Source organism: Ectopseudomonas khazarica (assembly GCF_017915135.1).
Classification (GTDB): Bacteria; Pseudomonadota; Gammaproteobacteria; order Pseudomonadales; family Pseudomonadaceae; genus Aquipseudomonas; species Aquipseudomonas khazarica.
The window spans coordinates 1382001-1402860 of sequence record NZ_CP068551.1; the positions used below are offsets into that span (position 1 = coordinate 1382001).

The 20860-nt window shown below is 66.1% G+C and carries 17 protein-coding genes; 10 read left to right on the forward strand and 7 right to left on the reverse strand.

Translation table 11 applies throughout. The features are described from left to right. Positions 1-101: 101 nt before the first annotated feature. Positions 102-1727, reverse strand: coding sequence for a methyl-accepting chemotaxis protein (locus tag JLK41_RS06325; protein ID WP_210390612.1), 1626 nt, complete (start codon positions 1725-1727; stop codon positions 102-104). 309 nt (positions 1728-2036) lie between these two features. Here JLK41_RS06325 and JLK41_RS06330 point away from each other — a divergent pair, with 309 nt between their 5' ends. Continuing rightward, a complete protein-coding gene (locus tag JLK41_RS06330) occupies positions 2037-3191 on the forward strand; it encodes an L-talarate/galactarate dehydratase (protein ID WP_210390613.1) in 1155 nt (384 codons plus the stop codon). Positions 3192-3194: 3 nt separating this feature from the next. On the opposite strand, the gene JLK41_RS06335 is transcribed toward JLK41_RS06330, so the two are convergent. Further along, positions 3195-4100, reverse strand: coding sequence for a LysR family transcriptional regulator (locus JLK41_RS06335; RefSeq protein ID WP_210390614.1), 906 nt, complete (start codon positions 4098-4100; stop codon positions 3195-3197). A 113-nt stretch (positions 4101-4213) separates the two neighbouring features. Here JLK41_RS06335 and JLK41_RS06340 point away from each other — a divergent pair, with 113 nt between their 5' ends. After that, entirely contained in the window at positions 4214-5359 is a 1146-nt protein-coding gene (locus JLK41_RS06340) for an L-talarate/galactarate dehydratase (protein ID WP_210390615.1), read from the forward strand. Between the two features lie 57 nt (positions 5360-5416). On the opposite strand, the gene JLK41_RS06345 is transcribed toward JLK41_RS06340, so the two are convergent. From JLK41_RS06345 to JLK41_RS06360, 4 genes are all read right to left on the reverse strand, one after another. Further along, positions 5417-6937: a tripartite tricarboxylate transporter permease gene (locus JLK41_RS06345; RefSeq protein ID WP_047588753.1), complete on the reverse strand. Its 1521-nt coding sequence runs from the start codon at positions 6935-6937 to the stop codon at positions 5417-5419. A gap of 9 nt (positions 6938-6946) precedes the next feature. Continuing rightward, positions 6947-7456 (reverse strand): tripartite tricarboxylate transporter TctB family protein, encoded by a 510-nt coding sequence (locus JLK41_RS06350; protein WP_210390616.1) that lies wholly within the window; start codon positions 7454-7456, stop codon positions 6947-6949. 66 nt (positions 7457-7522) lie between these two features. Next, on the reverse strand, positions 7523-8500 hold the full coding sequence (locus JLK41_RS06355; RefSeq protein ID WP_037047135.1) for a tripartite tricarboxylate transporter substrate binding protein: 978 nt from the start codon (positions 8498-8500) through the stop codon (positions 7523-7525). A 34-nt stretch (positions 8501-8534) separates the two neighbouring features. Then, positions 8535-9929: an enolase C-terminal domain-like protein gene (locus JLK41_RS06360; RefSeq protein ID WP_047588759.1), complete on the reverse strand. Its 1395-nt coding sequence runs from the start codon at positions 9927-9929 to the stop codon at positions 8535-8537. Positions 9930-10475: 546 nt separating this feature from the next. Between JLK41_RS06360 and kdgD the strand changes: the two genes are divergently transcribed. The 8 genes from kdgD (at position 10476) to JLK41_RS06400 (ending at position 20141) form a co-directional block, all read left to right on the forward strand. Then, positions 10476-11387: a 5-dehydro-4-deoxyglucarate dehydratase gene (kdgD, locus tag JLK41_RS06365; RefSeq protein WP_037047142.1), complete on the forward strand. Its 912-nt coding sequence runs from the start codon at positions 10476-10478 to the stop codon at positions 11385-11387. A 99-nt stretch (positions 11388-11486) separates the two neighbouring features. Further along, positions 11487-12836: a glucarate dehydratase gene (gene gudD / locus JLK41_RS06370; RefSeq protein ID WP_037047144.1), complete on the forward strand. Its 1350-nt coding sequence runs from the start codon at positions 11487-11489 to the stop codon at positions 12834-12836. Positions 12837-12891: 55 nt separating this feature from the next. Next, positions 12892-14217 (forward strand): MFS transporter, encoded by a 1326-nt coding sequence (locus JLK41_RS06375; RefSeq protein WP_210390617.1) that lies wholly within the window; start codon positions 12892-12894, stop codon positions 14215-14217. A 23-nt stretch (positions 14218-14240) separates the two neighbouring features. Continuing rightward, on the forward strand, positions 14241-15797 hold the full coding sequence (garD, locus tag JLK41_RS06380) for a galactarate dehydratase (RefSeq protein WP_210390618.1): 1557 nt from the start codon (positions 14241-14243) through the stop codon (positions 15795-15797). A 1-nt stretch (position 15798) separates the two neighbouring features. Next, positions 15799-17217, forward strand: a complete 1419-nt coding sequence (locus tag JLK41_RS06385) for an FAD-binding oxidoreductase (RefSeq protein WP_210390619.1) — start codon at positions 15799-15801, stop codon at positions 17215-17217. A gap of 58 nt (positions 17218-17275) precedes the next feature. Further along, positions 17276-18214, forward strand: coding sequence for a 2-hydroxyacid dehydrogenase (locus tag JLK41_RS06390; RefSeq protein ID WP_210390620.1), 939 nt, complete (start codon positions 17276-17278; stop codon positions 18212-18214). A 239-nt stretch (positions 18215-18453) separates the two neighbouring features. Beyond that, complete coding sequence (locus JLK41_RS06395) at positions 18454-19383, forward strand: ABC transporter ATP-binding protein (RefSeq protein ID WP_047591735.1); 930 nt, start codon at positions 18454-18456, stop codon at positions 19381-19383. Then, positions 19380-20141, forward strand: a complete 762-nt coding sequence (locus JLK41_RS06400; protein ID WP_037047162.1) for an ABC transporter permease — start codon at positions 19380-19382, stop codon at positions 20139-20141. The genes JLK41_RS06395 and JLK41_RS06400 overlap by 4 nt, the downstream gene beginning before the upstream one ends. Positions 20142-20411: 270 nt before the next feature. Here the strand turns inward: JLK41_RS06400 and JLK41_RS06405 are convergent, their stop codons facing one another. Then, a complete protein-coding gene (locus tag JLK41_RS06405) occupies positions 20412-20804 on the reverse strand; it encodes a protease inhibitor I42 family protein (protein WP_037047429.1) in 393 nt (130 codons plus the stop codon). Between the last annotated feature and the right edge of the window lie 56 nt (positions 20805-20860).

The window sequence follows — 20860 nt, forward strand, 5'->3', positions numbered from 1 at the left end:
GAAGGGGACCTTAGTGCCAGATACCGCCGCTGTCAAAGCGTCTCGTCAAGTTTGCTCGAACAGTTGGCCGGCGCATCCCTGCGCCGGCATGCGGGAAGGGCTCAGGAGCCCAGGCGGCGGGTGACGTCGCCCAGTTCCCCGGACATTTCGCGCAGGTTGTGACTGGCCATCTGCGTGCGCTCGACGTTGTCCTGGTTGGCGCTGGCGATGGCGGTCAGCTCGGTGAGGTTGCGCGAGATGTCCTCGGCCACCGAGGTCTGCTCCTCGGCGGCGGTGGCGATCTGATGGTTCATGTCACGGATCGCCTCCACCGCGTCGGTGATGCGCTGCAGCATGGCGCCGGCCTCGGTGACCTGGGTCACCCCCTGTTCGCTGCGCTGCTGGCCGCTCTCGATGGCGCGCACCGCATTCAGCGCCCCGGTCTGCACGGTGTCGATGATCTGGTTGATCTCCGCCGTGGACTCGGCCGTGCGCTGGGCCAGGTGACGCACCTCGTCGGCGACCACCGCGAAGCCGCGACCCTGCTCGCCGGCACGGGCGGCCTCGATGGCAGCGTTGAGGGCCAGCAGGTTGGTCTGTTCGGCAATCCCGCGGATCACTTCGAGCACCTTGCCGATACGGCCGCTGTCGTTCTCCAGGCGGCGGATCACCTCGGCGGTACTGGCGATTTCGCCACGGATGTCGGTGATGGTGGCGATGGTCGATTGCATCACCGCGCCGCCCTGGCGTGCGGAGTCGTCGGCATCGTTGGCCGCATGGGCGGCGTCGGCAGCGTGGCGGGCCACCTCCTGCGCGGTAGCGGACATCTCGTGCATGGCCGTGGCGACCTGATCGGTACGCTCGAACTGCTCGCTGACGCCTTCGGTCATGCGCGAGGCGATGGCGTTCAACTCGCTGCTGGCGTTGTCGAGGTTCTGCGTGCTGTGGTGCAGGCGCTCGGTGGTGCTGGCGAGGAAATCACGCAACTTGTTGGCGGCACGTGCGAGCAGCCCCAGTTCATCCTGGCGGGTGCTCTCCACACGTTGTCCGAACTGGCCGTGGCTGAGCTGGTCGACGTGACCGATCAGATGGCGAATGGGGATGATCAGGTTGCGGTTGACCAGCCACAGGCTGAACACCGCGATGACCAGGGCGGCGCCGAGCATCACGATGGTGCCGCTGAGAATGGTGCGAGTGGCGCTGCTGTTGATCTGTTCGGCCTGGCTCAGGCTGTTCTGCCGCAGTTGCTCGACCAGCGCGGTCATCTGGTCGCTGGCATCGCGGTCGATGCCCTTGACCGCCGCGTCGCCGGCCTTGGCATCGGCACCGGCAGCGACGAAGGCGTCACGGCCCTTGCGGTAGTTGGCGCCGAGTGCCTGGTGCTCGCTGCGCAGGCGTTCGACCTGCTGCTGCAGGGCCGGGTCGGCAGCGGCTACCTGAACCAGTTTGCCGAGGATGTCCTGCACCTTGCGCTCCTGTTCTTCGAACTGGCTCCAGTAGCGTTGCAGGTTGGCGCTGTCCTGACCACGCAGGAGCACGTTCTTCCATTCCTGCACCTGGATCTTGAACTCGACGTTGGCGGAGTCGATCAGGCGCGAGGACTCCACCGGGCCATCGAGCAGGCCACGGTAGGAATGAATGCCGTTGGAGAGAAAGCTGAAACAGGCCAGGGCAGTGATGAGGATCAGCGCCAGGCTGCCGCCGAGCAGGGCGAGAATCTGCGCGCGCAGAGATTTTTGCAGAAACATGGTGGCATGCCTCGGAGGTCTAGCGTTGGGGTTTGCCAGCCTGACGGTCGCAGATGTCAGTCTTATGGATATCCCTCTCTCCTGGCGTCGTACCGGCCTGAGGGAGGCCGATGGCTGGAGTATAGACAGGTCATTTTGAGATGGCACTTTGCTTTCATCGGATTGTTGCGTCGACCCGGGTCAGAGCAGGCCGTCAGGAGCTGCTCTGACGGGCGCTTGAATGATTGCGCAATCATTATAATCTGGCTCGGGTTGCCCATTTTCTGGCGGCCCATCCGGGGCGCCGGGGTCCAGCACGAGGAACACGCAATGACCGAACGCTCCATTCCACATGCCGACGACGACCGTATCACCTGGCTGAACCTGCGCTCCGTGGCGCTGCCGCTGGCCAACCCGATCAGCGATGCCAAGGTGCTCACCGGACGGCAGAAGCCGATGACCGAGATCGCCATCCTGATCGCCGAGATCGAAACCCGCGACGGTCATCGCGGCCTGGGTTTCAGCTACTCCAAGCGCGCCGGTGGTCCCGGCCAGTTCGCCCACGCCCTGGAAGTGGCGCCGAACCTGATCGGCGAGAACCCCAGTGATATCGCCAGGCTCTGGGACAAGCTCTGCTGGGCCGGCGCCTCGGTCGGCCGCAGCGGGCTGGCGACGCAGGCCATCGGCGCCTTCGACGTCGCCCTGTGGGACCTCAAGGCGCGTCGCGCCGGCCTGTCGCTGGCGCGTCTGCTGGGCGCGCAGCGTGACTCGGTGCGCTGCTACAACACCTCCGGCGGTTTCCTGCATACGCCGCTCGAGCAGTTGCTGAAGAACACCGAGCTCTCCCGCGAGAAGGGCATCGGCGGCATCAAGCTCAAGGTCGGCCAGCCCGACTGGGTGCTGGACATCCACCGCGTCAGCACGGTGCGCGAGCACCTGGGCGAGAGCTTCCCGCTGATGGTCGATGCCAACCAGCAGTGGGACCGGCCGCTGGCCCGTCGCATGTGCCGCCGCCTCGAACCCTTCGACCTGATCTGGATCGAGGAGCCGCTGGATTGCTACGACGCCGAAGGTCATGCCGAGCTGGTGCGTCAGTTCGATACGCCGATCGCCACCGGCGAGATGCTCACCAGCCCGGCCGAGCACTGGGAGTTCATCCGCCAGCGTGGTGCCGACTTCCTCATGCCCGATGCGCCGCGCGTCGGCGGCATCACCCCCTACCTGCGCATACAGACGCTGGCCGAGCAGGCCGGCATGAGCCTGGCGCCGCACTTCGCCATGGAACTGCACGTGCACCTGGCGGCCACCCATGTCCGCGAGCCCTGGGTCGAGCACTTCGAGTGGCTGGAGCCGCTGTTCAACGAGCGCCTGGAGATCCAGGACGGGCGCATGCGGGTGCCGAGCCGTCCGGGGCTGGGGCTGAGCCTCAGCGAGCAGGTCGCGGGCTGGACGGTGCAGCAGGCCGAGGTCGGCCAGCGCGCCTGAGGCTCAGGTTTGCGGATGGAGGTCGCGCGCTGCCTGGCGCACGGCCTCGAGCACGGCGGGCAGCGCGGGGTTGTCATTGTCGTCGCGCCAGGCCAGGTGCAGTTCGCCGCAGATTCCGGCGGGCAGCGCCAGGTCGCGAAAACGCACCTGTGCGAAGCGAATGGCGCTGGCGCTGCGCGGCACCAGTGCCAGCCCCATGCCAGCGTTGACCAGCGACAGGATGGCCAGGGTCGAGCCCAGCGACTGGACGAACTGCGGCTGGATACCGCTGGCCCGGAACAGGCCGGTATGCAGTTCGTTGAACGGCTGCCATGCGGTATGGGCATAAAGAATGAACGGCTGCTCATGCAGCATCTGCACCTTCGGTTGCCGTGCGTGGGCCAGGGGATGCTCGGCCGGCACGGCCAGGACGAAGGGTTCGCGCAGCAGGCATTCGCTGTTCAGGCCGGGCTGTTGCAGGGGCGCCCGCACGATGGCCAGGTCGACGCGGCGGGCGCGCAGGGCCTGCACCTGCTCGAAGGTGCTCATCTCCAGCAAGGCGATTTCCACGCCGGGGCGCTCGCGCCTGGCGCAACTCACGGCGTGCGGCAGCAGGTCGTAGACCGCACTGGCGACGAAGCTGATGTTCAGCGAACCGCTTTCGCCGATGGCCGCCAGGCGGGTGCTCTGTGCCGCACGGTGGGCCTGGTCGAGCAGGGCCTGGGCTTCGACGAAGAAGGCCCGGCCAGCCGCCGTCAGCGCCACCGAGCGGGTGCTGCGGGTGAACAGGCTGACGCCGAGCTGATGCTCGAGCAGCTGGATCTGCCGGCTCAGCGGTGGCTGGGTCATGTGCAGGCGTTCGGCGGCGCGGCGGAAGTTCAGTTCCGCCGCCAGGGTGGTGAAGCAGCGCAGCTGGGACAGGTCGAACATTGATCTAATTCGGGTATCAATGGAGTGGGTAAGTAGATTAGACCTGTATCAATTCTCGCGTCCATCATCGACGGGCCGGCGCTACCTTGCCGGCCCTGATCGAGGAGAAGAGGATGAGTATCGAGCGTTACACCCCCGACCCCGTGTGCTGGGTCGGTCTGCGTTCCGTCGAACTGCCACTGGCGCGGGCCGTGAGCGATGCCAAGGTGTCCACCGGGCGCCAGTTGCCGCTGGCGGCTGTCAGCCTGCTGTTCGTCGAGCTGCAGACGGAACAGGGCCAGCAGGGCCTGGGGTTCACCTACACCCTGCGTACCGGCGGCCCGGCGCAGTACGCACAGGCGCTGGAACTGGCGCCGCTGCTGATCGGCGAGGACCCCAACGATATCGCCCGGCTGTGGAGCAAGCTGAGCTGGGCCAGTGCCTCCATCGGTCGCAGCGGCCTGGCGGTGCAGACCATCGCGGCGTTCGACAGCGCGTTGTGGGATCTCAAGGCGCGCCGTGCGGGGCTGCCGCTGGCCAAGCTGCTCGGCGCCCAGCGAGAGGCGGTGCCTTGCTACAACACCTCCGGAGGCTACCTGCAGGCCCCCATCGAGGAAGTCATCGAGCGTGCCGGCCAGTCGCTGGCGCGCGGCATCGGTGGGGTCAAGCTCAAGGTCGGCCAGCCGGACCAGGCCGCAGACCTGCGCCGCGTGCAGGCCTTGCGCCAGGCGCTGGGCGATGACGTCGCGCTGATGGTCGACGTCAACCAGCAGTGGGACCGCACCACGGCGCTGCGCATGGGCAAGGCGCTGGAGGAGCTGAACCTGGTGTGGATCGAGGAGCCGCTGGACGCCCACGATCTGGCGGGGCATGCCGCGCTGGCGGCGCAGCTGGTCACGCCGGTTGGCAGCGGCGAGATGCTCAGCAGCGCGGCCGAGGCCTGTGCCTACGTCGAGCAGGGCGCGGTGGACGTGATCATGCACGACGCCCCGCGTGTCGGTGGGATCACGCCATTCCTGCAGGTGGCCGAGGCGGCGCGCCGGCGCGGCATGGTCATGGCGCCGCATTTCGTCATGGAGATCCACATCCACCTGGCGGCCGCCTACGAGCACGCCACCTGGGTCGAGCACTTCGAATGGCTGGAGCCGCTGTTCGAGGAGCGTCTGCAGATCGCCGATGGCTGCATGCAGGTGCCGATGCGCCCGGGGCTGGGGCTGACGCTCAGTGAGCGGGTCGCCGGCTGGACGCTGGCGCAACAGGCTTTCGGGCAGCGCCGCTGAACGACAGAAGGGGTCGCCAACCCGCGTCGGCGACCCCTTCTGTGCCCCTCGCAGGCGTCAGGTGCGGAGGATCTCGTTGATCGCGCTGGGCTTCGGGCGCAGCGCGCTGAACACCTGCCAGAGCACGAATGCCAGGGCCAGGCCGAGGAAGGTGCCGGCGATGGGGTTGGTGAAGAAGTCGGCGAAGTTGCCGTCCGACAGCATCAGGCCCCGGCGCAGGTTGGTCTCCGCCATCGGCCCGAGGATGAAGCCGATGATGAACGGCGCCGCCGGCATGCCGGCCTTGACGAAGCCGTAGCCGAGCAGGCCGAACAGCAGGATCGACCAGACGTCGAACAGGCGGCTGGACAGGCCGAAGGCACCGACCACGCAGAGCACCAGGATGATCGGCAGGAGGATGTGCTTGGGCACGTCGAGCAGCTTGATGAACAGGCGCAGGCCGTAGAACTCCATGAACAGCATCATGCAGGTGGCGACGATCAGCGCGGCGAAGATGGTGTACACCAGCGGCCCCTGGCTGATGAACAGCAGCGGACCGGGCTGGATGCCGTGGATCAGGAAGCCGCCGAGCATGATCGCGGTCACGGTGTCGCCGGGGATGCCCAGGGTCATCAGTGGCATCATGGCGCCACCGACCCCGGCATTGTTGGCCGTTTCGCTGGCCACCACGCCGCCGATGTTGCCCTTGCCGTAGGTATCACCATCCTTGGCGCGCTTCTTGGCGATGATGTAGGACACCAGGTTGGAGGTGCCGGCGCCGATGCCGGGGAGGATGCCGATGCCCAGGCCGATCGCTCCGGAGCGGGCGGCGTTGGGCAGTTGCTCGCGGAACTCCTTGAGCGAGAAACCGAAGCCCTTGATGTTCTTCATGCTCACCGACCTGGCCTTGCCCTGCACCGCATGGCGACCGCTCTCGGCAAGCTTGATGATCTCGGCCACGGCGAACATGCCGATCATCACGGTGAGCATGGAAAAGCCACCGTTGAGTTCATTGATGCCGAAGGTGAAGCGGCGGATGGCCTCCACGGGGGCAATGCCGACCGTGGAGACGGCGATCCCCAGGGCGCCGGCGAACAGGCCCTTGACCATGGAACCGGCCGACAGGGTGGCGATCAGGGTCAGCGAGAACACGGCGATGGCGAAGTATTCGTGCGGGCCGAAACTCAGCGCCACCTTGGCCAGCTGCGGCGCGATGAACATCAGCGCGACGATGCTGAAGATGGTGCCGAGAAAGGAGAAGACGATGCCGACACCGAGAGCCTTGACCCCTTCGCCTTTCTCCATCAGCGGGCCGCCGTCGAACACCGTGGCGATGGAGGAGGGCGTTCCGGGAATCTTCAGCAGGATCGCCGAGATCAGGCCGCCCGACGTCGCCCCGATGAACAGCGCCACCAGCAGCGAAAGGCCCGCCTGCGGTCCCATGGTGAAGGTCAGCGGCAGGCACAGCGCCACCGCCATGGTGGCGGACAGCCCCGGTACGGCACCGAAGACGATGCCCATGGCCACGCCAACGGCCATCAGCATCAGGATATGGATGGAGAAGACGGCACCGAAGCCTTGCTGGAGTAATTCGAGCATGGTCGATCCTCAGAGGAAGTTGTTCAGCAGGCCAGCGGGCAGCATCAGGTCGAAGGCCTCGCGGAACAGCAGGAAAATGGCGGCGGAGCTGATCACGGCAATCAGCAGGTAGCTCAGGTGGCGAATCTTCTGGTTCACCGGAGTCAGCACGATGAACTGCAGGTAGAGGTAGACCACGGTCATCAGCGGAAAGCCCACGGGGCCGAGCAGGGCGATGTAGCCCAGGATCAGCAGCAGGGTCTTGATGACGGTCTTGGGTTCGATGATGCCGGGTGCCGGCTCTTCGTTCTTGCCCGCAGGCTGGCTTGGCGTTTCGCCTGCCACACGGGGTTTGCTGGAAAAGGCACTGATCAGTTGCATGACGCCCAGCAGCGACAGGAATCCGGCCAGGAGGGTGGGAACGGTGGCGGCGTCCACACCTTCATGGCCTGGCAGCTGTTTGGCCATCACCAGATAGGCCAGGCTGGCGCCGAGCATGGCGACGCCAATGAGCAGTTCTTTCTTGTTCAGGGTGTTCATCGCGTACCTCGATGTTCTGAGGTGCAACACCGGCCGGATCGACACGGGCCGGTGTTGCGTTAGGGCTTACTTGGCCTTGCGCAGGTCATCCTTGAACTGCATGAAGTCTTCGCGGGTCTTGGCCAGGATCGCTTTCGCATCCTCGGTGGCGAAGTAGGATACCGGCTGTTTGAACTTCTTCAGGTCCTCGGCGTACGCGGGCACTTCGGTGATCTGTTTCATCAGGTCGGACATCTTCTTGACGATGGCCGGGTCGGTGCCTTTCGGGAAGGCGACCACGTAGGGCTTGTCCATGGTGATGTCGAGGCCCTGCTCCTTGAGGGTCGGCACCTCGCCCAGCATGGCGTTGCGCTCGGCGTTGGGCTGGCCCAGGGCGACCATCTGGCCACCTTTGACGTAGTCCTGCACCGAACCGTAGGTGATCGCGCCCATGTCCAGGCGGCCGCCGAGCATACCGACCACGCGGTCGGACACGGTGCCGCCGTCGACCATCTTCAGCTTGGCGCCAGTCAGTTTCTCCAGCATCAGGCCCTGGATGTGCGAGAAGCTGCCCATCTCGGTGCCGTAGGTGATGCTGCCGGGGTTGGCTTTCGACTTGTCGACCAGGTCCTGCATGCTGGTCACGCCGGACTGCTTGGAGGCGACGAACACAGTGCTCTTGTCGACGCCGGCGATGCAGGCGATGTCGAAGGTCTCGTAGCTGTCTTCGGTGAGCCCGGCCACTTCGTTGACGATCAGCTGGCCCGGGTGGGTGAAGAGAATGGTGTTGCCATCCGCTGCGGCGCCCTTGACCTGTTCGGCGGCCAGGGTGCCACCACCACCGGCGACGTTGGTCACGACCATGGTCTTGCCGGTGATCTGGTTGAAGTACTTGGCCATGGTGCGGGCATTGAAGTCGGTGTCGCCGCCGGGGTTGGCGATGACCACCACCTGGATCGGACGAGTCGGCCAGTTGACCTCATCGGCGAACGTCGCGGCGTGGGTGACCAGGGCACCGATGCCGACCAGGGCAGAAAGGAGGGAGGCGCGGAATGTTTTTTTCATTGGAATACTCCGGTGTGGATGAAAGCCGCTTGAGTCAGTTGCGGCCGAGGCTGGGACGTTTCGGGTCGTATTGCCAACCCGGAACCAGGTACTGCATGGCCATGGCGTCGTCACGCGCGCCATTGGCCACTTTCTTGTAAAGCTCGTGGGCGGCCATGATCCGCTCCATGTCCGGCTCGATGCCGAGGCCGGGCTTGTCGGGGACCTCCACCTGACCCGCGACGATCTGCAAGGGTTCACGGGTCAGGCGCTCGCTGCCTTCCTGCCAGATCCAGTGCGTGTCGATGGCGGTGACGCGGCCCGGTACGGCGGCTGCCGCATGGGTGAACATGGCCAGGGAAATGTCGAAATGGTTGTTGGAGTGCGAGCCCCAGGTCAGGCCGAATTCCTCGCACACCTGGCCGAGGCGCACGGCGCCCTGCATGGTCCAGAAGTGCGGGTCGGCCAGCGGGATGTCGACGGCTTCGAGGCGCAGCGAGTGGCCCATCTGGCGCCAGTCGGTGGCGACCATGTTGGTGGCGGTGGGAATGCCGGTGGCGCGCTTGAACTCGGCCATCACTTCGCGGCCCGAGTAACCGTTCTCCGGCCCGCAGGGGTCTTCGGCATAGGCCAGCACATGACCCTGGCCCTGGCACAGGGCGATGGCTTGCTCCAGCGACCAGGCGCCATTGGGGTCGAGGGTCACGCGCGCATCCGGGAAGCGCGCCTTGATCGCGCGGATGGCGTCCATCTCTTCGGCGCCGTGCATCACGCCGCCCTTGAGCTTGAAGTCGTTGAAGCCATAGCGGGCATGCGCGGCTTCGGCCAGGCGGGCGATCGCCTCGGGTGTCAGCGCGGCCTGGTGGCGCAGGTGGTACCAGTCATCGCTCGAACCCTGGCCGCTGAGGTAGGGCAGGTCGGTACGCTGGCGCTCGCCTATGTAGAAGAGGTACGCCAGCATCGGCACGCGGTCGCGCTGCTGACCGCTGCCGAGCAGCTCGGCGACGGGGACGTCGAGATGCTGGCCGAGCAGGTCGAGCAGGGCCGCCTCGACGGCGGTGATCACGTTGTCCAGGCGCAGGTTGATTTCGTGGGGCTGCTTCAGCACCCGTGCTTCGGATTCCGAGGTGACCTGGTGCTGGGTGGTCTGCGGCCCTTTGCCCGGCCCGGCGATCGCCTGGCGCAGGCGATTGAGCACGCGGTTGTAGCGCCCGACCGGCTGGCCGATCACCAGCTCGCGGCAGCGCTCCAGCGCCTGGCGGATACCTTCGCCGCCAGGGACTTCACCACAACCGACACGGCCTGCGTTGTCCCTGAGCAGCACCAGGTTGCGCGTGAAATAGGGGGCGTGAGCGCCGCACAGGTTGAGCAGCATGCTGTCATGGCCGGCAACAGGAATGACCTGCATCTCGATGACATGTGGCGTGCTGGTGGAGGAGGCTTCGTACATCTTGGCAGGGGCTCCGAACTGGGCGCGGCCCTCGGCCGCTATGGCAAGGGGGCGGTTCAGTCGAGCAGCGCGGCCGGCAGGGGCGCAGGGCTGCAAGGCGTGAGAGCAGGGGCGAAGATGGCCGCGAAGCCGGCTTGGGACGTACGCTGCGGGCAATCGCTGGCTGCAACGCAGACGCTGGCGCAGGGGAGGTGAGCGGCAGTGACGGTCGATGACATGACCCGGGCCTCGCTTGTTTTTATTGGAATGTCATAGGTTGTCGTATGACTTGGTGAAATTAGTACCAGCCTGTTCCTGGCCTGTCAACGCTCCTCATGCGTCTCGATGATTGCGTTGCCATCTGCCTTGACCTCTTGGTCGGGACCTGTTTACGTCTGGCTTTGCCGTCTAGGGCAGGTTTTTCCGGGGATGAGGGAAATGGCGCCGGGATGTGCGACGAACGGAGGGTATAAAAACTGGTGTTTTTTTTGTTGTTGTACGATAACGTATCTCTACAGCTGCGGCTGACGTCATTCCTCACAACTCGCTTTACAGGGTGTTCGCATAATGAATCCACAAGAACTTAAGTCCATCCTCTCCTCCGGTCTGCTGTCTTTCCCCGTGACCGACTTCGATGCTGCCGGTGATTTCCATCAGGCGGGCTACGTGCGCCGCCTGGAGTGGCTGGCACCCTATGGTGCATCCGCCCTGTTCGCTGCCGGTGGCACCGGCGAGTTCTTTTCCCTGGCGCCGAGCGAGTACAGCGCTGTGATCAAGACGGCCGTGGATACCTGCGAGAAGAGCGTGCCGATCCTCGCGGGTGTCGGTGGCCCGACCCGCGTGGCCATCCAGATGGCTCAGGAAGCCGAGCGCCTGGGCGCCAAGGGGCTGCTGCTGTTGCCGCACTACCTGACCGAAGCCTCGCAGGAGGGCGTCGCCGCTCATGTCGAGCAGGTGTGCAAGTCGGTGAACATCGGCGTGGTGGTCTACAACCGTAACGTCTGCCGCCTCAATGCCAGCCTGCTGGAGCAGGTCGCCGAGCGCTGCCCGAACCTGATCGGCTACAAGGATGGTCTGGGTGACATCGAGCTGATGGTGTCGATCCGTCGCCGCCTGGGCGAGCGCCTGACCTACCTCGGCGGCCTGCCGACAGCCGAAGTCTATGCCGCTGCCTACAAGGCCCTGGGTGTGCCGGTCTATTCCTCGGCGGTGTTCAACTTCATCCCGAAAACCGCGATGGCCTTCTACAAGGCGATTGCCGCCGATGACCACGCCACTGTCGGCAAGCTGATCGATGACTTCTTCCTGCCGTACCTGGATATCCGCAACCGCCGTGCCGGTTACGCCGTGAGCATCGTCAAGGCCGGTGCCAAGATCGTCGGCTACGATGCCGGCCCGGTGCGTGCGCCGCTGACCGACCTGCTGCCGGAAGAATACGAGGCGCTGGCCAAGCTGATCGAAGCGCAAGGCGCGCAGTAAGCGCCACGAGTGCCCTAGGGCCCCCGCATGCCGTTGTCCCCTCGACGGGGCAACGGCCCGCTGTTCGTCGAACCCCATAAGAACAACAGGGTAACCTTGATGAATTCACAGACGCCTGCCGCCATCGGCACCCCGCTGATCACCGAGCTGCAAGTCGTACCGGTCGCCGGTCAGGACAGCATGCTGCTCAACCTGAGCGGTGCCCATGGTCCGTATTTCACCCGCAACATCCTCATTCTCAAGGACAGTGCCGGTCACGTCGGTGTCGGCGAAGTCCCCGGCGGCGAGGGCATTCGCAAGACCCTCGAAGACGCCCGCGCGCTGCTCGTCGGCCAGCCGGTCGGCAACTACAACGCATTGCTCAACCAGGTGCGCCGTGCCTTCGCCGACCGCGACAGCGGTGGCCGTGGCCTGCAGACCTTCGACCTGCGCATCACCATCCATGCGGTCACCGCGCTGGAGTCGGCGTTGCTCGACCTGCTCGGCCAGCACCTCGGCGTGCCGGTGGCGGCGCTGCTCGGCGAGGGCCAGCAGCGCGATGCGGTGGAGATGCTCGGCTACCTGTTCTTCGTCGGTGACAAGGGCAAGACCGATCTCGGCTACCGCGACGAGGCCGAGGCCGATGACGAATGGTTCCGTGTGCGCAACCAGACCGCGCTGACCCCGGAGACCATCGTCCGTCAGGCCGAGGCCGCGCACGCCCGCTATGGCTTCAACGATTTCAAGCTCAAGGGCGGCGTGCTCCATGGCGAGGCCGAGGTCGAGGCGATTCGCGCCCTGGCGGCGCGCTTCCCGGAGGCGCGTGTGACCCTCGACCCCAACGGCGGCTGGTCGCTGGACGAGGCCATTGCCCTGTGTCGTGACCTGCATGGTGTGCTGGCCTATGCCGAGGACCCCTGTGGCGCCGAGAACGGCTACAGCGGACGGGAGGTGATGGCCGAGTTCCGTCGCGCCACCGGCCTGCCGACCGCGACCAACATGATCGCCACCGACTGGCGGCAGATGGGCCACACCATCTCCCTGCAATCGGTGGACATCCCCCTGGCCGACCCGCATTTCTGGACCATGGCCGGTTCCGTGCGCGTGGCGCAGATGTGCAACGACTGGGGACTGACCTGGGGCTCGCACTCCAACAATCACTTCGACATCTCCCTGGCCATGTTCACCCACGTCGCCGCTGCGGCGCCAGGACGCGTCACGGCCATCGACACCCACTGGATCTGGCAGGACGGCCAGCACCTGACGCGCAACCCGCTGCGCATCGAAGGTGGCCTGGTACAGGTGCCGAAGGCCCCAGGCCTGGGCGTGGAGCTGGACTGGGATGCGCTGGCGCAGGCGCACGAGCTGTACCAGGCCAGGGGCCTGGGCTCGCGCGACGACGCCAGCGCCATGCAGTACCTGATTCCGGGCTGGAGCTTCAACAACAAGAAGCCCTGCCTGGTGCGTTGAATCGGCAGGCCCGGCCCCGAGGCCGGGCTTTGCCAGCCTGCCGCGAGTCGTCCAGATGCAAGCCGCCCAATCCGGCCGGGTGCGTTACCGCATCCTGCTGATGCTGTTCCTGGTGACCACGGTCACCTTTGCCGACCGCTCCAGCCTGTCCATTGCCGGTACTGCCCTGCAGGCCGGCCTGGGTATCGATGCGGTAGCCCTCGGCTATATCTTCTCGGCGTTCGGCTGGGCCTATGTGATCGGGCAGATTCCCGGTGGCTGGCTGTTCGACCGTTTCGGCACCAAGCCGGTCTACACCCTGGCACTGTTCGCCTGGTCGCTGCTGACCCTGCTGCAGGGTTTCGTCGGCTGGTTGCCGACCACCTGGGCCGTCAGCAGTCTGTTCCTCCTGCGCCTGCTGGTTGGGTTCGCCGGCGCGCCGTGCTTTCCGGGCAACGCCCGGGTCACGGCGTCCTGGTTCCCTTCGGCCGAGCGCGCCACCGCCACGGCCATCGCCGGTTCGGCGCAGTACGCCGCCACGGCCCTGTTCGCGCCGCTGATGGGCTGGGTGGTGCAGGCCCTCGGCTGGCAATTCGTCTTCATCATTCTCGGCTGCCTGGGCCTGGCGCTGTCGCTGCTGTGGCTGAAGAACCTCTACGTCCCGCGCGAGCATCCGCTGCTGGGCGCGGCGGAGCTGCAGCTGCTGGAGCAGGGCGGGGCGCTGGTCGACCTCGATCAGCGCAGTGGTGCCGGCGGCCCGCAGTGGCGTCACCTGCGCCTGTTGCTGACCCAGCGCACCCTGCTCGGCATCTACCTGGGGCAGTACTGCAACAACGCCATCACCTATTTCTTCCTCACCTGGTTTCCGGTGTACCTGATCCAGGCTCGCGGCATGAGCATCGTCGGTGCCGGTTTCGCCGCCGCGGTGCCGGCCATCAGTGGCTGCATCGGCGGCGTGCTCGGCGGGCTGCTGTCCGACGGCCTGCTGCGCCGTGGCCATTCGCTGACCCTGGCGCGCAAGCTGCCCAGCGTGTTCGGCCTGCTCCTGTCGTGCAGCCTGGTGCTGTGCATCTTCGCCGAGAGCGACGCTGCGGTGGTGGCGCTGATGACCCTGGCCTTCTTCGGCAAGGGCCTGGGCTCGCTGGGCTGGACGCTGGTCGCCGACACCGCGCCCCGGCAGATCCTCGGCCTGTGCGGCGGGCTGTTCAACACCTTCGGCAACCTGGCGGCGATCACCACGCCGATCATCATCGGCTACCTGGTCAGCCTCACCGGCTCGTTCGACGGCGCGCTGCTGTACGTCGGCGCCAATGCCCTGCTCGCGGTTGTCGGCTTTACCCTTATCGTCGGTCGTATTCACAGGCTCGAGCTGCCGGCCGATGGCCGCAGCGCGGCGGCCTGAGCGCAAAACAGGAGAACCCATCCATGCAGTTGATTCCCCATCAGGATTCGCCCCGTTACATCCGCCTGCACCCGAGCGACAACGTCGGCGTGGTGGTCAACGACCAGGGTGTGGCCGCCGGCGGCCGCTTCGACGATGGCCTGACGGCCACCTGCGGCATTCCGCAGAGCCACAAGGTGGCGCTGCAGGACATCGCCGAAGGCGCCGAGGTGGTGCGCTACGGCGAGGTCATCGGCTATGCCCTCGAGCCCATCGCCGCTGGCAGCTGGGTCACCGAGCAGGTGCTGCGCATGCCCGAGCCGCCGCTGCTCGACAACCTGCCCAAGGCGACCATCAAGGCCGCACCCGGCGAGCCGCTGGAAGGCTACACCTTCGAGGGCTTCCGTAACCCGGACGGCAGTGTCGGCACCCGTAACATCCTCGGTGTGACCACCACCGTGCAGTGCGTGGTCGGCGTGCTCGATCACGTGGTCGAGCGGGTGCGCCGGGAACTCCTGCCCAGGTACCCCAACGTCGATGACGTGGTGGCGCTGTCGCACAGCTATGGCTGCGGGGTGGCGATCAATGCGCCGGATGCCGTGGTGCCGATCCGCACCCTGTACAACATCAGCCGCAATCCCAACTTCGCTGGCCAGGCGCTGGTGATCAGCCTCGGCTGCGAGAAGCTGCAGGCCAGCCAGCTGATGGATGGCGACCTGCTGACCAACGGCATGGACGAGGAGGACTGGCTGTTCCGCCTGCAGGACTCCGGCAGCGGCTTCGCCGGCATGGTCGAGCAGATCATGGACATGATCGAGGCGCGCCTGCAGGTCCTCGACCTGCGCCGCCGCGAAACGGTGCCCGCGAGCGAGCTGGTGGTGGGCATGCAGTGCGGCGGCAGCGACGCCTTCTCCGGCATCACCGCCAACCCGGCGCTGGGCGTGGCCGCCGACCTGCTGGTGCGCGCCGGTGCCACGGTGATGTTCAGCGAGAACACCGAGGTGCGTGACGGTATCCATCTGCTCACTCCGCGTGCCGCCAGCGTCGAGGTGGCCGATGCGCTGATCCGCGAGATGGACTGGTACGACCGCTACCTGCAGCGCGGCATGGCCGACCGCAGCGCCAACACCACACCGGGCAACAAGAAGGGCGGGCTGAACAACATCGTCGAGAAGGCCATGGGCTCGATCGCCAAGTCCGGCAACAGCCCGATTGCCGGGGTGGTCGCGCCGGGCGAGCGCATTCGCGGCAAAGGCCTGTGGTTCTGCGCCACGCCGGCCAGCGACTTCATCTGCGGTACGCTGCAGCTGGCGGCGGGGATGAACCTGCATATCTTCACCACCGGGCGCGGCACGCCCTACGGGCTGTCCATGGTGCCGGTGATCAAGGTGGCCACGCGCACCCAGCTGGCCGAGCGCTGGCCCGACCTGATCGACGTCGACGCCGGGCAGATCCTCTCCGGACGCATGACCCTGGAACAGATGGGCTGGTACATCTTCCAGCTCTACCTGGACATTGCCAGTGGCCGCAAGCAGGCCTGTGCCGAGCGCCTGCGCCTGCACAATGACCTGGTGCTCTTCAACCCGGCGCCGGTGACCTGAGATGACACGACTTCCCGAAGACCTGCTCCCGGCCCTGTACGACGCACTGGGCGAGGCCGGCCTGATCACCGATGCCGAGCGCATGCAGAGCTACCTCAGCGACTGGCGCAACGCCTACCGTGGCCAGGCTGCGGCGGTGTTGCGCCCGGGCACGACCGAGGAGGTCGCGGCGGCGGTTCGCCTGTGCGCGCAGGCCGGCGTCGCGCTGGTGCCGCAGGGCGGCAATACCGGCCTGTGTGGCGGCTCGATTCCGGATGCGTCGGGGGCGCAGATGGTGCTGTCGCTGACCCGTCTGAAGCGCATCCGCGAGGTGGATGTGGCCAACGCCACCATCACCGTCGAGGCCGGCGTGATCCTGCAACAGCTGCAGGACGCGGCAGCCGAGGTCGGTCGTCTGTTCCCGCTGTCGCTGGGCGCCGAAGGCAGCTGCACGGTCGGCGGCAACCTGGCGACCAACGCCGGCGGCACGGCCGTGCTGCGCTACGGCAACATGCGCGACCTGGCGCTCGGCCTGGAGGTGGTGCTGCCTGACGGACGCATCTGGGATGGTCTGCGCGGCCTGCGCAAGGACAATACCGGCTACGACCTCAAGCAGCTGTTCATCGGCAGCGAAGGCACGCTCGGCATCATCACGGCTGCCGTGCTCAAGCTGTTCCCGGCGCTGCGCAGCCTGACCACCGCCTGGGTCGCACTGCCCAGTCCGCAGGCAGCCGTGGCGTTGCTCGGGCAGATGCGCGGGCTGTGCGGCGACCGCCTGACCGGCTTCGAGCTGATGTCGCGGCAAAGCCTGGAGTTCGTCCTGCGCCATGTCGCGGGCGCCAGCGATCCCTTCGCCGAAGGGCATCCCTGGTACGTCCTGATCGAACTGAGCGACACCCAGCCCGATGCCGCGTTGAACGACCTGCTGGAGCAGGGCCTGGGCGAAGCCTTCGAACAGGCGCTGGTGCTCGACGCCGTGGTCGCCGGCAGCCAGGCCCAGGTCGAGGCCCTGTGGGCGCTGCGCGAAGGCATTTCCGAGGCGCAGAACCACGAGGGGCCGAGCCTCAAGCACGACATCAGCGTGCCGGTCAGCCGCATCCCCGACTTCATCGCGCGTACCGACCGGGCGCTGCAGCAGGCCTTTCCCGGCGTGCGCGTCGTGGCCTACGGTCACGTTGGCGACGGCAACCTGCATTACAACATCAGCAAGCCGCCCGGTAGTGACGATGTGCCCTTCAAGGCCCAGGCCGAGGCGATCATGCGGGTGATCTATGACTCGACCCTGGAGGATGACGGCAGCATCAGTGCCGAGCATGGCCTGGGGCAATCCAAGCGTGCGGCGGCGCAGCACTACAAGGCGCCGCTCGAACTGGAGCTGATGCGCAGCATCAAGCAGGCACTCGATCCCGCCGGGCTGATGAACCCGGGCAAGCTGTTGTGAACCCGACCGATATCCACGCCGCTGACGGCGTCCACAGACCGACGAGAGAGGAGGCATCATGAGCAAGGTCCGAGTGTTGCAAGTCGCGCCGCTGAGCGAGCGTTTCAATCGTGAGCTGGCCGAGCGGTACGAGGTCAGCGCGCTGTGGCAGCAGGCCGATCCGCTGGCCTTCCTGCGTGAGCAGGGCGAGCGGTTTCGCTACCTGGTGTCGTCGGCGCGCTTCGGCTGCAGCGCCGAGCAGCTGGCGCTGCTGCCCAATCTCGAGGTGATCAGCAGCTTCGGCGTTGGCTACGACCCCTATCCGCTGGAGCTGCTGCGTGATCGCGGCATCGCCATCAGCACCACCCCGGATGTGCTCAACGACTGTGTCGCCGACCTGGCCTTCGGCCTGATGCTCGACAGCGCCCGGCGCCTGAGCGAGTCCGACCGTTTTACCCGCAGCGGTGCCTGGAACGGTGCGGCGTTCCCGCTGGGGCGGCGGGTCAGTGGCAAGCGTCTGGGCATCGTCGGCATGGGGCGCATCGGCGAGGCGGTGGCCTTGCGGGCGTCGGGCTTCTCCATGTCGGTGCGCTACCACAACCGGCGCCCGGTCGCGGGCAGCAGCTACCAGCACGAGCCGGATCTGCTGGCGCTGGCGCGCTGGGCGGACTTCCTGGTACTGACCTGCCCCGGTGGCAAGGCGACCCATCACCTGATCGACGCGGCGGTGCTCGCGGCGCTGGGCAGCGAGGGTTTCCTGATCAACGTGGCGCGTGGTTCGGTGGTGGACGAACCGGCGCTGATCGACGCCTTGCAGAACAATGTGATCGCCGGGGCCGGTCTGGACGTCTACGAGCAGGAACCCCAGGTGCCGGCGGCACTGCGCGAGCTGGACAACGTGGTACTGCTGCCGCACGTCGGCAGTGCCAGTGTCGAGACACGCCAGCAGATGGCCGACCTGGTGCTGGACAACCTGCGTGCTTATATCGACACCGGCACGCTGCTGACTCCGTTGTAGAGCGGGTGCAACCCGCCGACCAGGGCGGCGGGTTTCACCCGCCCTGCGGTTCTGAATACGCCGGGTTGGCAATCGCTGCCTGGCCTATCGTTGCCGCGCCACAAGCGCGGCGATCGTTTCTTTCCTCTCCTGCTGCATCCCGGCGCACCACAAGTGCGCCGTTTTTCATGCCGCGCGATGATCGGGCCGCACAAGCCCTGTAGACTGCGGTGTTTTCCGCAGGCAAGGGATCAGTCACCGTGCAGTCGGTCATTACCATCGAACAATTGAACAAGACCTATGCATCGGGCCACCCGGCCCTGCAGGGCATCGACCTGGACATTCGCCAGGGCGAGATCTTCGCCTTGCTCGGCCCCAACGGTGCCGGCAAGACCACCCTGATCAGCATCATCTGCGGCATCGTCAACCCCGGCGAGGGCAGGGTGCTGGTCGGCGGCAAGGACATCGTCCGCGACTACCGTGCGGCCCGCTCGCAGATCGGCCTGGTGCCGCAGGAACTGGTCAGCGACGTGTTCGAAACCGTGTGGGCCACGGTCAAGTTCAGCCGTGGCCTGTTCGGCAAGAAGCCCGATCCGGCTTACCTGGAGCAGCTGCTCAAGGACCTCTCGCTGTGGGACAAGCGCAACGCCAAGATCATGGAGCTGTCTGGCGGCATGAAGCGCCGGGTGATGATCGCCAAGGCGCTCTCCCATGAGCCGCAGATCCTCTTTCTCGACGAGCCCACCGCCGGTGTCGACGTCGAGTTGCGTCGCGATATGTGGAACATGGTGCGGCGCCTGCGCGAGCGCGGCGTGACCATCATCCTGACCACCCACTACATCGAGGAGGCCGAGGAAATGGCCGATCGCATCGGGGTGATCAGTGCCGGAAGGATCGTGCTGGTGGAGGACAAGCAGGTGCTGATGCACAAGCTGGGCAAGAAGCAGCTGACCCTGCAACTGCAGCAGCCGCTGTCCTGCGTGCCGGCGGAGCTGGCGCGCTACGGCCTGGAACTGGCGGACCAGGGCCATGCGCTGGTGTACACCTTCGATGCCCAGCACGAAAACACCGGCATCGCCGAACTGCTGCGTGATCTGGCGCAGCACGGCATCGATTTCAAGGACCTGCAGTCGAGCCAGAGCTCGCTGGAGGAGATCTTCGTCGGTCTGATCAAGGAGGCGCGCGCATGAACCTGTATGCCATCAAGGCCATCTACCTGTTCGAGCTGGCGCGCACCTGGCGCACCCTGCTGCAGAGCATCGCCACCCCGGTGATCAGCACGTCGCTGTACTTCGTGGTGTTCGGCTCGGCCATCGGCTCGAGCATGACCCAGGTGCAGGGCGTGAGCTACGGCGCCTTCATCATTCCCGGGCTGATCATGCTGGCGCTGCTGACCGAGAGCATCTCCAACGCCTCGTTCGGCATCTACATGCCCAAGTACTCGGGGAGCATCTACGAGATTCTCTCGGCGCCCGTCTCCTACCTGGAGATTCTCATCGGCTACGTCGGTGCGGCGGCGACCAAGTCGGTGATCCTCGGCGTGGTGATCCTGATCACCGCACGGCTGTTCGTCGACTTCGAGATCCAGCACCCGCTGTGGATGGTGGCGTTTCTGCTGCTCACGGCGCTGACCTTCAGCCTGTTCGGCTTCATCATCGGCGTCTGGGCCGATGGCTGGGAGAAGCTGCAGATCGTGCCGGCGCTGATCGTCACGCCGCTGACCTTCCTGGGCGGCGCCTTCTACTCCATCAGCATGTTGCCGCCGACCTGGCAGACGGTGACCCTGTTCAATCCGGTGGTGTACCTGATCAGTGCGTTCCGCTGGAGCTTCTACGGGGTGTCCGACGTCAACGTCGGCGTCAGCCTGGCGATGGTGCTGGGCTTCCTGCTGCTGTGCATCGCCCTGGTGGGCTGGATCTTCAAGAGCGGTTACCGCCTCAAGAGCTGATGCCGCGCCTGTGCTCGGCTAACGTCGTGCGAGCCTCAAACTGTAGGAGCGGCTGCAGCCGCGAAACGAGGGCGCGAGGGCATCATGCCCTGCCCATGTTCAGCCGGTAGGGCGGCTGAAACCCGCCATGAATAGGTGGCGGGTTGCACCCGCCCTACGAGTCGTCGCGGCTGAAGCCCTCTCACAGATGGCGTGGGGTGGATGTCGCTTTTCACATCCACCGCCAGGCCGGATCGACAAGGCGCGATCCAGCCTGAGCAGTCGTCTGTCTCACTTCACCCGCAGTTCGCAGTCGAAGGTATCCGCGGGCGGTACGCTCGGCTCCCAGGGCTGCTGGTAGGTCAGCAGCAGGCGTCCCTCGCCCGGCTCACGGGCGCTGAAGCGCCAGGTGGAGATACCGCCTGCGCCCACCAGACCGGCATCCTCCGGGTTGGTGTAAACCTCCGGGCCAAGGCTTTGCAGCACGTTCGTCGCCGTGTCGCGCAGCATCCAGCGGAAGCCGGTGGTGGGGTTGCTGGGCAGGCTGAGAATCAGCAACTGGCCCTTGGTCAGCGTCAGTGGGCACTGCCGATCCTTCTTCAGCTCCAGCGTGCCGGACTGATGGGCGCAGGCCGTGAGCAGTGCCAGGGCGGACAGGGTGAGCAGGCGCAAGGGGGCGTGCATGATGAACTCCAATCGATGAAACCTGGCTCAGCATAGCCGCACGAGCAAGCCTCAAG

Bases quoted from the DNA above. Each gene is read 5' to 3' on its own strand.
- JLK41_RS06350 (WP_210390616.1), bottom strand. From the start codon at position 7,456: ATGAACACCCTGAACAAGAAAGAACTGCTCATTGGCGTCGCCATGCTC.
- garD (WP_210390618.1), top strand. From the start codon at position 14,241: ATGCAGTTGATTCCCCATCAGGATTCGCCCCGTTACATCCGCCTGCAC.
- JLK41_RS06390 (WP_210390620.1), top strand. From the start codon at position 17,276: ATGAGCAAGGTCCGAGTGTTGCAAGTCGCGCCGCTGAGCGAGCGTTTC.
- JLK41_RS06325 (WP_210390612.1), bottom strand. From the start codon at position 1,727: ATGTTTCTGCAAAAATCTCTGCGCGCGCAGATTCTCGCCCTGCTCGGC.
- JLK41_RS06400 (WP_037047162.1), top strand. From the start codon at position 19,380: ATGAACCTGTATGCCATCAAGGCCATCTACCTGTTCGAGCTGGCGCGC.
- JLK41_RS06385 (WP_210390619.1), top strand. From the start codon at position 15,799: ATGACACGACTTCCCGAAGACCTGCTCCCGGCCCTGTACGACGCACTG.
- JLK41_RS06345 (WP_047588753.1), bottom strand. From the start codon at position 6,937: ATGCTCGAATTACTCCAGCAAGGCTTCGGTGCCGTCTTCTCCATCCAT.
- JLK41_RS06335 (WP_210390614.1), bottom strand. From the start codon at position 4,100: ATGTTCGACCTGTCCCAGCTGCGCTGCTTCACCACCCTGGCGGCGGAA.
- JLK41_RS06340 (WP_210390615.1), top strand. From the start codon at position 4,214: ATGAGTATCGAGCGTTACACCCCCGACCCCGTGTGCTGGGTCGGTCTG.
- JLK41_RS06375 (WP_210390617.1), top strand. From the start codon at position 12,892: ATGCAAGCCGCCCAATCCGGCCGGGTGCGTTACCGCATCCTGCTGATG.
- JLK41_RS06355 (WP_037047135.1), bottom strand. From the start codon at position 8,500: ATGAAAAAAACATTCCGCGCCTCCCTCCTTTCTGCCCTGGTCGGCATC.
- JLK41_RS06360 (WP_047588759.1), bottom strand. From the start codon at position 9,929: ATGTACGAAGCCTCCTCCACCAGCACGCCACATGTCATCGAGATGCAG.
- JLK41_RS06405 (WP_037047429.1), bottom strand. From the start codon at position 20,804: ATGCACGCCCCCTTGCGCCTGCTCACCCTGTCCGCCCTGGCACTGCTC.
- JLK41_RS06330 (WP_210390613.1), top strand. From the start codon at position 2,037: ATGACCGAACGCTCCATTCCACATGCCGACGACGACCGTATCACCTGG.
- gudD (WP_037047144.1), top strand. From the start codon at position 11,487: ATGAATTCACAGACGCCTGCCGCCATCGGCACCCCGCTGATCACCGAG.
- kdgD (WP_037047142.1), top strand. From the start codon at position 10,476: ATGAATCCACAAGAACTTAAGTCCATCCTCTCCTCCGGTCTGCTGTCT.